Source organism: Pseudoxanthomonas sp. LjRoot125 (assembly GCF_964252705.1).
GTDB lineage: Bacteria > Pseudomonadota > Gammaproteobacteria > Xanthomonadales > Xanthomonadaceae > Pseudoxanthomonas_A.
In genome coordinates this window covers 2582582-2597386 of record NZ_CAXUOY020000001.1, presented here as the reverse complement: position 1 = coordinate 2597386, position 14805 = coordinate 2582582, and the positions used below count along the sequence as shown (strand labels likewise).

The following is a 14805-nucleotide window of genomic DNA, read 5'->3' as shown; positions in this document are numbered from 1 at the left end:
GCATCCGCATGGTGGCGGACGCATCGCGGACACCCGGGCGAGTGCATGCGGATCGCTGTGCCAAACAAATTCGGCATGCGTTTGCAAGCGAAGCTTATGTGGCCGCGCAGCAAGTCTTGTCATGGCGGCGAGGGATACAATGACCATTCGACTACCAATCGTTGAGCCACTCCCTGCATGAACGCTGCACGCAGCCCGAAAAAAGCCTCGAAAAAGACGTCTAAACCGGAAGCCTCCAGGGCCACCAAGTCGGTGACCCCGAAGGCGACCCCCACCAAGAAGGTGGCGGCCCGACCGGTGCAGGCGGCGAAGGCCGCGAAGGGCAAGGCAGTGGTGGCGAAGGCCGACGACGCGTTCTCGTTGTCGCCGATCCTCGAAGCGATCCGCAAGCGCGTTTCCGGTGCCACGGCGCAGGCCGAGGCGCAGACCTTCGCGGAAGCTTTCTACAAGCGCATGGAGGAGGACGAGTTCCCCCACCACAGTGCGGAAGGCTGGGCGGCCATCGCCGCCGACATGCTGGCGTTCGCGCGGACCCGCAAGACGGGCACGGCTAACGTCCGTGTGTTCAATGCCACGCAGAAGTCGCACGGCTGGGAATCGCCCCACACCGTGCTCCAGATCGTCAACGAAGACATGCCGTTCCTCGTGGACTCGGTGAGCATGGCGCTGGCCGACATGAGCGTGGGCGTGCATGTGCTCGGCCATCCGCTGGTGCGCTTCACCCGCGACAAGGCCGGCAAGGTATCCGCCGTGGGCGAGGGCAAGCCCGAGTCGCTGATGCTGCTCGAGATCGACCGCCTGCCGGCGGAAGAGATGGCGCAGATCGAGAAGCGCATCCGCGGCGTGCTGGAGGAAGTGCGCGCGATCGTCCGCGACTGGAGCGCGATGCGCGAGAAGATGCTGGCGCTCGCCGACGACCTGGCCACCCGCCGCATGCCGGTGGACGACGACGGCCGCCGCGAGGCGCAGGAATTCCTGCGCTGGGCGGCCGCGGACCATTTCACCTTCTTCGGCTACCGCGAATACCGCGTGGAGAAGAGCACCGGCATCCTCGGTGCCATCGAGGACAGCGGCCTGGGCCTGCTGCGCGAGGGCGACACCACGCCGCCGCGCAACATCAAGACGCTGGCCGCGCACTACCTGCCGCAAGGCGGTTCGGTGGATGCGCTGATCCTCACCAAGACCAACCGCCGTTCCACCGTGCACCGTCCGGGCAACATGGACTACATCGGCGTGCTGGAGTTCGACGCGCAGGGCAATCCGATCGCCGAGCAGCGCTTCATCGGCCTGTACACCTCCAGCGCCTACAACCGCCGCCCGTGGGAAATCCCGCTGGTCCGCGAGCGCCACGAGTACGTGATGCAGAAGTCCGGGCTGTCGCCCAGCGGCCACAGCGGCAAGGCGCTGCGCCACATCCTGGAAACCCTGCCGCGCGAGGAGTTGTTCCAGTCCAGCGATGAAGAGCTCTTCCGCACCTCGATGGGCATCCTTGGCCTGCAGGAGCGCGTGCGCAGCAAGCTGTTCCTGCGCCGCGACCGCTATGGCCGGTTCTATTCGGCGCTGGTCTACATCCCGCGCGAGCGTTTCAACACCGACGTGCGCCTGCGCATCGAATCGCTGTTGAAGGACGCCATGCGTGGCGAGTACGTGGACAGCAGCGTGCTGCTGGGCGAATCGCCGCTGGCGCAGTTGCACATCACCATCCGTCCGAAGGCGGGCGAACAGGTCGATGTCGACACGTCCGCGCTCGAGGGCGACATCGCCCACCTGCTGCGCAACTGGCAGGACGACCTGCGCGAGACCCTGATCTCCCGCCATGGCGAATCGAAGGGCTTGTTGCTGGCCGGTGGTTATGGCCGCGCCCTGCCGGCGGGCTACATCGAAGTGGTGTCCCCCGAGGGTGCTGCGCGCGATGTCGAACTGCTGGCCGCGCTGACGGGCAAGGACGACCTGCGCCTGAGCCTGCATGAGTCGCGCCGCAAGCGGCCCGGCCAGGGCCGCCTGCGCCTGAACCTGTATCGCCAGGAAACCGACATCCCGCTCTCCGATGCGCTGCCGCTGATGGAGAACATGGGCTTGCGCGTGATCTCGGAACATCCGTTCCGCCTGGAGACTGCGCAGGGTGCGCGGTACATCCAGGAGTTCGAAGTCGAGCCGGTCAACGGTGCGTTCGATGTCGAGCGCCTGGCGCCTGCCTTCGAGGATGCATTCGCGTGCATCTGGCGCGGCGATGCCGAGAACGACGGCTTCAACAAGCTGGTACTGGGCGCCGGGCTGGCCTGGCGCCAGGTCGCGCTGCTGCGCGGCTACTGCAAGTACCTGCTGCAGACCGGCGTGCCGTTCTCGCAGAGCTACGTCGAAGAGACGCTCAACCGCTATCCGCTGCTGGCCCGCCTGCTGGTGGAGCTGTTCGAAGCGCGCTTCGATCCGGCGACCGGCAGCGAGAGCAAGGCGCAGATCAAGGAAGGCCAGGAGCGCTTCGCGGCACAACTGAAGCCGCTGGCCGGCGACGACGAGGCGGCCGCCAAGACGCTGGCCGCGCTGATCGATGCCCGTGGCGGCAAGCGCGAACAGCAGGTCGAGGCCGCGCACCAGTCGCTGTTGAAGCTGATGGATCGCGTGTCGAGCCTGGATGAGGACCGCATCCTGCGCGGCTTCATGGGCGCTATCGAAGCCACGCTGCGCACGAGCTTCTACCAGCGCGGCAAGGACGGCCAGCCGGCCCACACGATCAGCTTCAAGTTCGATTCGGCCAAGGTGCCCGATCTGCCCAAGCCGCGCCCGTACCGCGAGATCTTCGTGTACGGCCCGCGCGTGGAGGGCGTGCACCTGCGCTTCGGCCCGGTCGCGCGCGGTGGCCTGCGCTGGTCCGACCGTCGCGAAGACTTCCGCACCGAGGTGCTCGGCCTGGTGAAGGCGCAGATGGTGAAGAACACCGTCATCGTGCCGGTCGGCGCGAAGGGTGGTTTCTTCGTCAAGCGCCCGCCGGTGGGCGGCGACCGCGATGCCGTGCTCGCCGAGGGCATCGCCTGCTACAAGTTGTTCATCCAGGGCCTGCTGGACATCACCGACAACATCGTCGGCAACAAGATCGTGCCGCCGGTCGACGTGGTGCGTCACGACCAGGACGATCCGTACCTGGTGGTCGCGGCCGACAAGGGCACGGCCACGTTCTCCGACATCGCCAACGGCCTGGCCATCGCGCACGGTTTCTGGATGGGCGATGCATTCGCCTCCGGCGGTTCGGTGGGCTACGACCACAAGGGCATGGGCATCACCGCCCGCGGCGCCTGGGAATCCGTCAAGCGTCACTTCCGTGCGCTTGGCCGCGATTCGCAGACGCAGGATTTCACCTGCGTGGGCATCGGCGACATGTCCGGCGACGTGTTCGGCAACGGCATGCTGCTGTCGGAACACATCCGCCTGGTCGCGGCGTTCGACCACCGCCATATCTTCCTGGATCCGGATCCGGATGCGGCGAAGTCGTTCAAGGAACGCGACCGCATGTTCAAGGTGCCGCGTTCCAGCTGGGCGGACTACGACGCCAAGCTGATCTCCAAGGGCGGTGGCATCCACCCGCGTAGCGCGAAGTCCATCGAGATCACGCCGGAAGTGCGCGCCGTGCTCGGCATCGCCGACGGCGTGAAAGCGATGACGCCCAACGAGCTGATGAGCGCCATCCTGAAGTCGCCGGTCGACCTGCTGTGGAACGGCGGCATCGGCACCTACGTCAAGGCCGCCAGCGAGACCCACGCCGACGTGGGCGATCGCGCCAACAATGGCCTGCGCGTGGACGGGCGGGACCTGCGTTGCAAGGTGGTGGGCGAGGGCGGCAACCTGGGCTTGACCCAGTTGGGCCGCATCGAAGCCGCGCAACATGGCGTGCTGCTCAACACCGACTTCATCGACAACTCCGCCGGCGTGGACACCTCCGACCACGAGGTGAACATCAAGATCCTGCTCAATGGCGTGGTGCAGGCGAAGAAGCTGTCGATGGACGCCCGCAACAAGCTGCTGGCCGACATGACGGACGAAGTGGCGGAACTGGTGCTGTGGGACAACTACCGCCAGAACCAGGCGATCAGCCTGATGGAGCGCATGAGCGTCTCGCGCCTGGGTTCCAAGCAGCACTTCATCCAGACGCTGGAATCGCAGGGCCTGCTGGACCGCCAGATCGAGTTCCTGCCGTCCGATGCGGAGCTTGCCGAGCGCAAGGCGCGTGGGCAGGGCCTGACCCGGCCGGAGCTGTCGGTGCTGCTGTCGTATTCCAAGCTGGTGGCGTTCCAGCAACTGCTGGAGTCCGACATCCCCGAGGATCCGTACCTCTCCAAGGAGCTGCAGCGGTACTTCCCGCAGCCGCTGCAGAAGAAGTACGCCTCCGAGATGGAGAAGCACCGCCTGAAGCGCGAGATCATCGCCACGGCGGTCACCAACACCACCATCAACCGCATGGGTGCGACCTTCCTGCTGCGCATGCAGGAAGACACCGGCCGTTCGCCGGCGGAGGTCGCCAAGGCCTTCACCATCACCCGCGAGACGCTGGATGCGCGGGCGCTGTGGAACCAGATCGATGCGCTGGACGGCTTGGTGCCGGAGTCGGTGCAGATCGACGCGCTGCAAGTCATCTGGCAGGTGCAGCGCAACTTCACCCGCTGGCTGCTGACCCGCCAGGGTCCGATCCCGGCGATCGCCACCGCGGTGGAGCGCTATCACGACGGCTTCAACGAGATCCGCGCGGCCGACGGCGTGCTGCCGGATTCGCTGCGCCCGGCGTACAACGCCAGCTTGCAGGACTGGAAGGACAAGGGCCTGCCGCCCGCCCTCGCTGGCCAGATCGCGGCGCTGCCGTACCTGGAACCGTCGTGCGACATCATCGAACTGGCGCGTGCGCGCAAGCTCAAGCCGGTCGAGGTGTCGAAGGTCCACTACCGCCTGGGCGAAGCCCTGCACCTGCCGTGGCTGCAGGACCAGATCGAAGCCCTCAAGGTCGACGGTCGCTGGCATGCGGTGGCGCGTGGCGTGTTGCGCGACGAACTCGCCGCGCACCAGCGCACGCTGACCAACCAGGTACTGTCGCTGCCCGGTGGCAACGCCGACGCCAAGGTCCAGGCCTGGCTGGGTCGCGACGACGCGGGCCTGCGCTTCACGCTGAACATGCTCAACGAGCTGGCGGCGCAGAAGACGCTGGACTACCCGACCGCGTCGGTGGCCGTGCAGCGACTGGGCCAACTGGCGTCGCAGGGCTGATGCCCGACATCGGCCTTCGCGGATAGAATCAGGGCGGCCCTTGGGTCGCCCTTTTTCTTTCAGGAGACAGGTGCATGCGCAGGATCGCAGGAGGCGTGTTGTTGTTGGCCTGGGCACTGGGCGCATATGCGTCAGACCCGCGAAGGGAGGTGGGTAGGGTCCAGGGAGTGCCGGTGTATGCCGACCAGATCGCCGGCGATACACCGCAGGCTCGCGCAGACGAAGCGCGCCGGTTGTTCATGGCGCCGATCCTCCAGTCCTGGATGCGGGCTCACGCACAGACAGCCAGGCCTACACCTGCACAACGCGCAGACATTGAAGCCGCGATCAAGCGTTACGCGGACTGCAGCGGCAGTGGCTACCAATTGCCGGAGGACCCTGTGCAACGCGTGATGGTGGTCGACATGCTGGCCGGCAACATCGCACTCCAGCGGCGTTTGTACGATGAGTTCGGCGGTGGCCGCCTGTTGTTCCAGCAAGCGGGCGTGGAAGCCTTCGATGCGGCGCGCGTGATGCTTGAGCGGACGGAATCGGAAGGGCACCTGACCTTCAACGATCGTGAGATCAGGGCTTCAGCGTACGATTACTGGACCCGGGACCATGGCGCGTTCATGATCACCGAGCCAGCGAAGATCGCGGAAGCCCTCGACGTGACTTCGATGATCGCCCGCTGCCCCACGACCTGATCGCTCGCGCCGCCGACTGGAGCCACGGATGACCACCCCCCGCATCGCCTTCCTCGCCAGCCCCACGCCCGAAGCGCAGGAAGCCTTGGCCGCACTGCAGGCCGAGCATGGTGCGCATGCACCCGAGCAGGCCGATGTGCTGTGCGCGCTCGGCGGTGATGGTTTCATGCTGCAGACGCTGCATCGGCACGGCGCGTTGGGCAAGCCGGTGTTCGGCATGAAGCTGGGCACCGTCGGATTCCTGATGAACCAGTATCGTCCGGACGGATTGGTCGAGCGCATCGCCGCGGCCGAGCCCGCCAAGCTGCGTCCGCTGGAGATGCAGGCGCTGACCGAGTCCGGTATTACGACCGCGTCGCTGGCGTACAACGAAGTGTCGCTGTTGCGCCAGACCCGCCAGGCGGCCCACATCCGCATCGACCTCAATGGCGAGACCCGACTGGACGAACTGATCTGCGACGGCGTGCTAACGGCCACGCCAGCCGGTAGCACCGCGTACAACTTCTCCGCGCACGGGCCGATCCTTCCGTTGGGCTCGAACACCATCGCACTCACGCCGATCGCGCCGTTCCGCCCGCGCCGCTGGCGCGGCGCCATCCTCAAGGCCGACACCGAAGTCCGCTTCCGTGTGCTCGACCCTTACAAACGACCGGTGAGCGCCACCGCCGATTCGCACGAGGTGCGCGACGTGGTGGAGGTGACCATCCGCGAATCTCGCGACCGCATGGTCACCCTGCTGTTCGATCGCGAGCACAACCTCGAAGAGCGCATCCTCAGCGAGCAATTCATGACCTGAGTCGCAATGTCCACGAGGACAGCGCGATTCCGCCGCACTGCGGCTTGCCGCCTCTCCAAACGCATGCTATCCAGCGCCGCGTAGCGGTTCGGTTCGCATCCACCCGGGGAGGGGTTCCGATGCAGTTGAAATGCACGTTGGCGATCTGCGCCTGTCTTTTCATGGCCGATGCAGCGGCCTGCAACCTGTCCACCGGCACCACGCCGTTCGCCGTCGCAGCCGCTCCCGCGGCGGACGCGGGCGATGGCTTGCGCGCCCCGGCGCTCGAGATGGTCAGCCTGACACGCGGCATCAACGGACGTGCCTCCTGCGACACCAGCGGCCTGCTGACGGTCAGCGTGGAGTGGCCGCGGGGCACGGACTACAAACTACGCGACCTCGGCTTCGAGTTCCGGGTGGTAGGTGGCGAGGATCGGCTGTCCATTTTCCCGAAGGCGCCGGTGACCGGTCGCGTCGACGGGCGGCGCAGCGAGTTCGTCTTCCTCTGGCAGGACGGGCCGCCAGCACAGCAAGGTCCCATCGACCTGGTGGTGGAGGTGCGCGCCGTGACGCCGGACAACCGACGCGGACCGCCAGCCCAATTGCGCATCGCCGCCGCACCTGGCAGCTAGTGTCTCACGCCGTGCGCACCGGATGACGGATACTGTGCGCATGCCCGACAACACCCCCCGCCTACTCACCGTTGCCGTCACCTCGCGTGCGCTGTTCGACCTCGAAGAGAGCCACGCGCTCTATGAGCGCGAAGGCGTGGAGGCCTACAGCGACTACCAGCGTGCGCACGAGGACGACATCCTCGCGCCCGGTATCGCGTTCCCGGTGGTGCGCAAGCTGCTGGCGCTCAATGCCGGTGCCCCGGAGGACACGCCGCGCGTCGAGGTGATCCTGCTGTCGCGCAACTCCGCCGATACCGGCCTGCGCATCTTCAATTCCATCCAGCACCACGGCTTGGGCATTGTCCGCGCCACGTTCACGGCGGGTGAGGCGACCTGGCCCTACGTCAAGCCATTCGGCACGGATCTGTTCCTGTCAGCCAACCCCGAGTCGGTCAGGCGGTCGCTGGAGCATGGCATCGCCGCCGCGACCATCCTGCCGGCCAGCGCGCCGCAGCAGCAGCGCCACGAGCATCAGTTGCGGATCGCCTTCGACGGCGATGCGGTGATCTTCAGCGATGAAAGCGAACGCATCTCCCGCGAGCAGGGCGTTGAGGCGTTCGGCAAGCACGAGCAGGCGCGCGCGCGCGAGCCGCTTTCCGGTGGTCCGTTCCGCAACTTCCTGTCTGCGTTGCACCAGCTCCAGCAGGTATTCCCGGCCGACGAGCGTTCGCCGATCCGGACGGCGCTGGTGACGGCGCGCTCGGCCCCTGCGCATGAGCGGGTAATCCGTACGTTGCGCGAGTGGGGTGTGCGACTGGACGAAGCGCTATTCCTGGGCGGGCGCCACAAAGGGCCGTTCCTCGAAGCGTTCGGCGCGGACATCTTCTTCGACGATTCGCAGCACAACATCGATAGCGCACGCCAGCACGTCGCCGCCGGCCACGTCCCGCATGGCGTCGCCAATCCCTGACGTTCTGGGAATTCGCGCTAAAGCGGCAGTCGGATATCCGTCAGGCGCCAGCGCAGGCCCTGGCGGGTGAAGACGAACACGACGGGGTCGCCCTCGGCATCACGGATGGTGGCCGTGAACCGCGACAGGGATTCGTACCGGTGCGTCGCTTCCTTGAGCGGATCGGCCGGGACGGCAGGCGCGTAGGTGTCGCCACCGACCGTCTCGCCGATGGCACGTTTCCATGTCGCGCGGCCCTCCAGGATCGCGGCGATGCCCATCGGCGTCACCAGGGTGTCGACACCACGGCCAAGCAGGCTGTTGGCGATGGACAGGGCGGCGGCGCCGAACAGGTTGGATGCGACGTCGGTACCCGCGCGCCGTGCCAGTGCATCTTCCACCTGAGCGCGCAGGTTGACGCGCAACGCGGGGAAGTCCACGTGTTTCTGCAGCCGGCCGGTGTCTTGTTCCGCCAGCGCGGTGCGGATGCCATGGATGGCCAGGTAGGGCCCAGCGGCGACGTAGCTGGCGACGCCGATGAGCGAGGCGAGCAGCAATCCGATCACGAGCGACTTCTTCATCGGCAAGGCCTCCGGGTCAGAACTCCAGGTCCAGCGCGGCACACAGATAGTCCACGAACGGCCCCAGTGCCTTGAGGTCGCCGGCGACGGTCTGACGCAGGCGCGCGCCGGTCATCGTCGCATCATCGAGCGAGCGCCAGAACACGAAGTTGCGGTGCTTCAGGTCCTCGATGAACTCGAAGTCGGCGGGAAACCCGCGCGGCGGGCGCACGAGCTTCTCGCTCTCTTCGAACTCGAAGCGACGGCGGAAGGGTGCGTCGTGCGCGGCCTTCTTCCAGCTGCCTGGATTGTCCAGGATGAACTGCCGCACCCGGCGTTGCGTGTCGGGCTCGGGATGCCACAGGCCGGCGCCGACAAAGCATTCGCCCGGCTGCAGATGCAGGTAGAACGAAGGCGCGGGCACCTGCTTGTGACGCTCGTGGAACAGCCGCGCGCCCTGCCAGGATTTGTACGGCGATTTGTCGTTCGAGAACCGCGCGTCGCGGTAGATGCGGAACAGCGACCCCCCGACGGTCTTGGGGTCCGACCGGAAATGCAGGCTGACCTCGGCGAGGTCGGGCTGGAGATCGGTCAGCAGACGCAGGAACGGTTGGCGGACATGCTCCTCGTACTTCGCTTTGTGGGTGTTGAACCAGGTCTTGTCGTTGTGTCGCGCCAGCCCGCGCAGGAACTTGAAGCTGGCATCGGAGAAGTAGGTGGCCATGCGTCGATTGTAGTCACGCCGGTGTCAAATGGCCGACAAGGCTGTCCTCGATGACGGCCGCACCCGGTGGGAGGGCGTCAGAGGGTCTCGCCCAGGTCGTCGCGCCACTGCTGCAAATGGTCGAGCAGACCCAAGCGCGACCCATCGCCCGCGTGGGCGGTCCGCAACGCGGCGAGTTCCTGGTCGAAGGCGGTGAAGCTCAGTTCGGACAGTCCGCTTTCGGTCTGCAGACGGGTACGGCGGTAATCGTCCCAGCGAGCGCGCTCCGTGGCGTCCAGCGTGCCGGGCCAGTTGCGGGCGCGGTAGCGGAACAGCAATTCGGGCAAGCGCGGATCGCGGAAGCCGAAGTCCCGCTGTCCTAGCAGCGCGGGCGGGGTCGTGCGCACATCGGTGAAGCGGCGCTTGTCGGCATCAGCAAGGAAGCCGTCGTACAGCGAACCATCGACGTCGCCGGGTGGATACTCTTGTGCGCCTGCGAAAACCTGTCGCACCTTCTCGGCCAGGTCCGGCCCGGCCTGGCGCAGGACTTCGGCATGGCGTGCGACGCGGTCGGCATCGATCTGCATGCGATGCAGATCATCGGGTCGAAGGTGCGCCCACGCCACGAGGGCCGGAGCCTTGTTGAGGTGGACTTCCTTCAATGGAATGCGCTGTTCGCCTTCCGGCAGGTCGGCAGCCGGCGTGTAGAGCCGATCAGCGATGTCGGTCGGCGACATCGCCAGCAACGGCGCCGGATCGCTGTCCAGGTCGAACACGATCACGCGGCTGTCGAAGCGCGGGTGTCGGACAAGTGGCAGTACCGGCGCAGCGCACAGGCGGCTGGCCGGGTAGCGTTGCGAAACGTGCAGGACCGGCTGCATCGCCACGGTGTCCAGCAGGCGCGCCGCGAAGCGCTTGTCGCGAAGCTGCAGCGCGTAGTCCCACAGGCGCGGCTGTGCCTGGCGCATCAGGCGCGCCAGCCCGATGGTGGCGACGACGTCCGACAGCGCCTCATGCGCGTCGCCATCGCGCACATGGTTTGCCAGTGCCAGGTGCTCCAGCTTGAAGGACGTGGCGCCGTCCTCGCGCCGCGGCCAGGTGATGCCGTCGGGGCGCAGGGCCCGCATCAGCCGCATGACGTCGAGCAGGTCCCAGCGCGAATTGCCGCCGCGCCACTCCCGCTCATAAGGTTCGTGGAAATTGCGGAACAGGCCATGGCGGACGAATTCGTCGTCGAAGCGCAGGCTGTTGTAGCCGAGGGTGCAGGTCTCTGGGCGCGCCATCTCGTCGGCGATGCGGGCGAACGCTTCTGCTTCGTTGACACCCTCGCGCAGGGCACGCTGCGGGGTGATGCCGGTGATCAGCGTGGCGACCGGGGAAGGCAGCAGGTCGTCAGCAGGCTGTACGAAGAAACTGATCGGTTCGTCGATGACATCCAGCGCGGGCGTGGTGCGGATCGCGGCGAACTGGGCCAGGCGACTGCGGCGCGGATCGGCGCCGAAGGTTTCCAAATCGTAGAAGAGGAAGCTGGCGCTCACGGCGCCGCATCCTCCAGGGGTGCGAGCGTGGACGCCACGTCCGCATCCACGGCCGCCCAGTCCACCTGGTCGATCGTGTTGCGACCGGTGGTGTGGCGCACCAGCAAGGCGCGCTGCACTTCGCTGCGATGCTGGGCGACGGAGTAGGGGATACGCATGAAACTGACCATCGTGTAATGAGGCACGAAGCGGTCAGGGTGGCGCTGTTGCAGGGCCAGCTCAAGCTCGCGCTGCAGCAGGAAGCCGCTGTCGTCGACCTTGTCGCGCATCTCCACGTAGTTCTCGAGCGCCATTTCCTGGATCGCGAGTGCGTCGGGTTTGCGCTCGGCTTCGAAGGCGGCGAAAGCGGCGGCCAGGTCCTCGGTGGCCTGCAGGTGGCGGGCCAGCGCGACGCAGTCTTCGAAGGCGCAGTTCATGCCCTGGCCGTGGAAAGGCACCATCGCGTGCGCGGCATCGCCCAGCAGGACGGCTTGGCCACCGAGATGCCAGCGGTCCAGGTAGAGCGTGGCGAGCAAGCCGACCGGGTTGGCTTCCCAGTCTTTTTCAAGCTCAGGAATCAGCGGCACGGCGTCCGGGAAGTCGCGCAGGAACAGCGCCATGGCTTCGGCACCCGTGCGAACGCTGGCGAAGCTGGGGTCGCCCTCATTCGGCAAGAACAGCGTGACGGTGAACGTGCGTTCGTCATTGGGCAGTGCGATGCACATGTAATGGCCACGGGGCCAGATGTGCAACGCGTTGGGCTCCATGATGAAGCTGCCATCCGCCGCCGGCGGAATCTCCAGTTCCTTGTAGGCATGGTCGAGGAACTCGGTGCGTTCGCCCAGGTCCTCGCGCGCCATCATGGCGGCACGCAGGGAGGAGCCGGCGCCATCGGCGCCGACGAGCGCGGAGAAACCGGATTCGATGCGACGGCCATCCCGATCATCGACGAAGCGCGCAACGGAGGCGTCGAAGTCGACGCTGTCGAGCCGATGGTGGAAGTGCAGGTTCGCGCCCGCCTGTTCGGCCAGATCGAGGAGCGTGATGTTGAGGTCGCCGCGATGGATCGACCAGATCACCTCGGAATCGTCACGCCCATAGCGCTGGAGCTGCTGGCGGCCATCCAGCGCGTGCACCATGCGCCCGCGCATCATCACCGCATGGCGCATCACCGCCCCGTCGGCGTCGGCCATCCGCAGCGCATGGCGTCCGCGCTCGGCCAGGGCGAGGTTGATGGAGCGGCCACCTTCGTAGCCCTTGACCCGCGGATCGCCGCGCTTCTCGTGTACGTCGACTCGCCATCCCGCGCGCGCCATCAGCGTGGCCAGCAACGCGCCTGCGAGGCCGGCGCCGATGAGGGTGATGTGCCGCGTGCCGTCAACGCCCAAGGTCGTTCCTCCTGGTCAGAAGCCGCGCCACGTCTCGACTTCCTCGACGAAGCGATGGACGTCCATGAAGCGGTTGTACAACGGGGCGGGGGAGATGCGTATCACGTCCGGTTCGCGCCAGTCGCCGACGGTGCCGACCGACAGCAGGTAATCGAACAGCTCGCGTCCGCGTTCGCGTCCGCCGATCACGCGCAACGACAGCTGCGCACCGCGCTGGGCGGTGTCCGAGGGCGTGACGATCTGCAGGACATCGGACAGCCGCGCCTGGATCAATGCTTCCAGCAGGCAGGTGAGCTTGATCGACTTGGTCCGGATCGCATCCATGCCGCCGGCCTTGTCGAACAGCTCCAGCGATGCGCGCAACGGCGCCAGGCCGAGGATCGGCGGGTTGCTCAGCTGCCAGCCCTCGGCGCCCGGCGTCGGCACGAACTCCGGCGCCATCCTGAATCGGGTGTTCTTCTCGTGGCCCCACCAGCCGGCGAAGCGCGGGCGATCCGTGTTGGCGTGCCGTTCGTGCACGAAGCATCCGGCGACCGCGCCGGGGCCGGAGTTGAGGTACTTGTAGTGGCACCACACCGCGAAATCGACGCCGCTGTCATGCAGTGCGAGGGGCAGGTTGCCGACCGCATGCGCGAGATCGACGCCGACGATGGCGCCCTGCGCTTGACCCAGCCGGACGATCTCCGCCAGATCGAACGCCTGCCCGGTGCGGTATTGCACGCCGGGCCACAGCACCAGTGAAAGGCGAGGGCCGTGTTCGGCGATGGCGCGTTCGATGGCGGCCATCGAGAACGTGCCGTCCGCCTGGTCGGGCGCCAGTTCGATCAGGTCGGTTGCCGGATCGAAACCATGGAAACGGATCTGCGATTCGACGGCGTGGCGATCCGAGGGGAACGCGCCAGCCTCCATCAGGATCGCCGGACGCGCGGCGGTCGGCCGGTAGAAGCTCACCATCATCAGGTGCAGGTTGGCGGTAAGCGTGTTCATCGCCACCACTTCAGACGGCTGCGCGCCCACCAGCCGCGCCAGCGGTTCGCGCACCAGTTCGTGGTAGGTCATCCATTGGGCGTTGCCGGTGAAGTGGCCTTCGACGGCTTCGTTCGCCCACTTGTCCATCACTTCGTTGATGTACCCGCGTGCTCCTCGGGGCTGCAGGCCCAGCGAGTTGCCGCAGAAGTAGATCTGGTCGTTGTGCTTGTGGCGCGGGATCAGGAATTCGTTGCGGAGCGCGCGCAGCGGATCGGCGGCGTCCAGGGCGATGATGTGGGTGCGGGACAGCGGGTCGGTCATGGAAAGTCAGGTCAGGCGGAACGAAGCCGGTGGCGATGCACCGGGACGGAAGTCGGGATCATGCAAAGCGGGAGGCGGACAGGCCCAGCCATTCAAGCGCGGTGCCGTGATACAGGCGCGCCTGCTGGGTTTCATCGAGGCCGAGCGCGGCAATGCCGGCGCCGGGCTCCTGTTCGCCGAGCGGAAACGGGTAGTCGGTGCCCAGCATGACGCGCTCGTGGCCGACGGTGTCCAGCAGGTAGTGCAGGGCACGCGGGTCTGCGACCCACGAGTCGAAGTACACGCGACCGAGGTAATCGCGCGGGTTGCGCGGATTGTCGGTGGCCACCAGATCCGGGCGCATGTTGAAGCCGTGTTCGATGCGGCCGATGGTGTAGGGAAAGCTGCCGCCGCCGTGCGCGAAACACACCTTGAGCTCCGGCAGGCGTTCCAGCACGCCGCCGAAGATCAGGCAGCAGGCCGCGCGCGATTGTTCCGCCGGCATGCCGACCAGCCAGGGCAACCAGTATTTCGGCATCGATGCCGCGCCCATCATGTCCCACGGATGCACAAGGACGGCGGCGCCGAGCTCGCTGGCCGCCTGGAAGAACTCGAACAGCTCCGGCGCATCGAGGTTCCAGTCGTTGACGTGGCTGCCGATCTGCACGCCCTGCAGGCCGAGCTGGTCCATGCAGCGCTCCAACTCCTGCACGGCCAAACGCGGCGATTGCAGCGGCACGGTGCCGATGCCGGCGTAATGGCGAGGGTACGCACGACACGCCGCGGCGGTGTGGTCGTTGAGGGCCTGGTGCAACTCGAGCGCATGGTGCGGTTTGGCCCAGTAACTGAACATCACCGGCACGGTGCTGATGACCTGCACCTGCACACCGAAGCGGGCGTAATCGGCGATCCGCTCTTCCGGGTCCCAGGTCTTGGGCCAGATTTCGCGGAAGAACTTGCCGTCCTTGTAGATGCGGTGGCGTCCGTCGTCGCCGTGGTGGATCACCGGAAAGCGCACGTCCCCGTACTTCGCGGCCAGGTCGGGCCAGTCGCGTGGCAGGAAGTGCGCATGGGTATCGATCTTCAGCATGCCGCGA

The 14805-nt window shown here is 66.7% G+C and carries 11 protein-coding genes; 5 read left to right on the top strand and 6 right to left on the bottom strand.

The features are described 5' to 3' along the window. Nucleotides 1–177 precede the first annotated feature (177 nt). The 5 genes from ACSION_RS11915 to ACSION_RS11895 all read left to right on the top strand — a co-directional run bounded on the left by ACSION_RS11915 (nucleotide 178) and on the right by ACSION_RS11895 (nucleotide 8292). On the top strand, nucleotides 178–5247 hold the full coding sequence (locus tag ACSION_RS11915) for an NAD-glutamate dehydrogenase (RefSeq protein ID WP_435306050.1): 5070 nt from the start codon (nucleotides 178–180) through the stop codon (nucleotides 5245–5247). Between the two features lie 173 nt (nucleotides 5248–5420). Next, on the top strand, nucleotides 5421–5933 hold the full coding sequence (locus ACSION_RS11910; RefSeq protein ID WP_435306049.1) for a hypothetical protein: 513 nt from the start codon (nucleotides 5421–5423) through the stop codon (nucleotides 5931–5933). A 28-nt stretch (nucleotides 5934–5961) separates the two neighbouring features. After that, nucleotides 5962–6729: an NAD kinase gene (locus tag ACSION_RS11905; protein ID WP_435306048.1), complete on the top strand. Its 768-nt coding sequence runs from the start codon at nucleotides 5962–5964 to the stop codon at nucleotides 6727–6729. Nucleotides 6730–6848: 119 nt separating this feature from the next. Next, entirely contained in the window at nucleotides 6849–7340 is a 492-nt protein-coding gene (locus tag ACSION_RS11900) for a hypothetical protein (RefSeq protein ID WP_435306047.1), read from the top strand. A gap of 40 nt (nucleotides 7341–7380) precedes the next feature. Then, a complete protein-coding gene (locus tag ACSION_RS11895; RefSeq protein WP_435306046.1) occupies nucleotides 7381–8292 on the top strand; it encodes a 5'-nucleotidase in 912 nt (303 codons plus the stop codon). 17 nt (nucleotides 8293–8309) lie between these two features. Here the strand turns inward: ACSION_RS11895 and ACSION_RS11890 are convergent, their stop codons facing one another. The 6 genes from ACSION_RS11890 to ACSION_RS11865 all read right to left on the bottom strand — a co-directional run bounded on the left by ACSION_RS11890 (nucleotide 8310) and on the right by ACSION_RS11865 (nucleotide 14798). Then, nucleotides 8310–8852 (bottom strand): DUF2939 domain-containing protein, encoded by a 543-nt coding sequence (locus ACSION_RS11890; protein ID WP_435306045.1) that lies wholly within the window; start codon nucleotides 8850–8852, stop codon nucleotides 8310–8312. A 16-nt stretch (nucleotides 8853–8868) separates the two neighbouring features. Beyond that, nucleotides 8869–9555 (bottom strand): DUF2461 domain-containing protein, encoded by a 687-nt coding sequence (locus ACSION_RS11885; protein WP_435306044.1) that lies wholly within the window; start codon nucleotides 9553–9555, stop codon nucleotides 8869–8871. 77 nt (nucleotides 9556–9632) lie between these two features. Continuing rightward, on the bottom strand, nucleotides 9633–11072 hold the full coding sequence (sbcB, locus tag ACSION_RS11880; RefSeq protein WP_435306043.1) for an exodeoxyribonuclease I: 1440 nt from the start codon (nucleotides 11070–11072) through the stop codon (nucleotides 9633–9635). Continuing rightward, a complete protein-coding gene (locus ACSION_RS11875) occupies nucleotides 11069–12439 on the bottom strand; it encodes an FAD-dependent oxidoreductase (protein ID WP_435306042.1) in 1371 nt (456 codons plus the stop codon). The genes sbcB and ACSION_RS11875 overlap by 4 nt, the downstream gene beginning before the upstream one ends. A gap of 15 nt (nucleotides 12440–12454) precedes the next feature. Continuing rightward, the gene (gene kynU, locus ACSION_RS11870) at nucleotides 12455–13729 is read right to left on the bottom strand and encodes a kynureninase (RefSeq protein ID WP_435306041.1); all 1275 of its coding nucleotides are present in this window, start codon (nucleotides 13727–13729) and stop codon (nucleotides 12455–12457) included. 58 nt (nucleotides 13730–13787) lie between these two features. Beyond that, nucleotides 13788–14798 (bottom strand): amidohydrolase family protein, encoded by a 1011-nt coding sequence (locus ACSION_RS11865; RefSeq protein ID WP_435306040.1) that lies wholly within the window; start codon nucleotides 14796–14798, stop codon nucleotides 13788–13790. Nucleotides 14799–14805 lie beyond the last annotated feature (7 nt).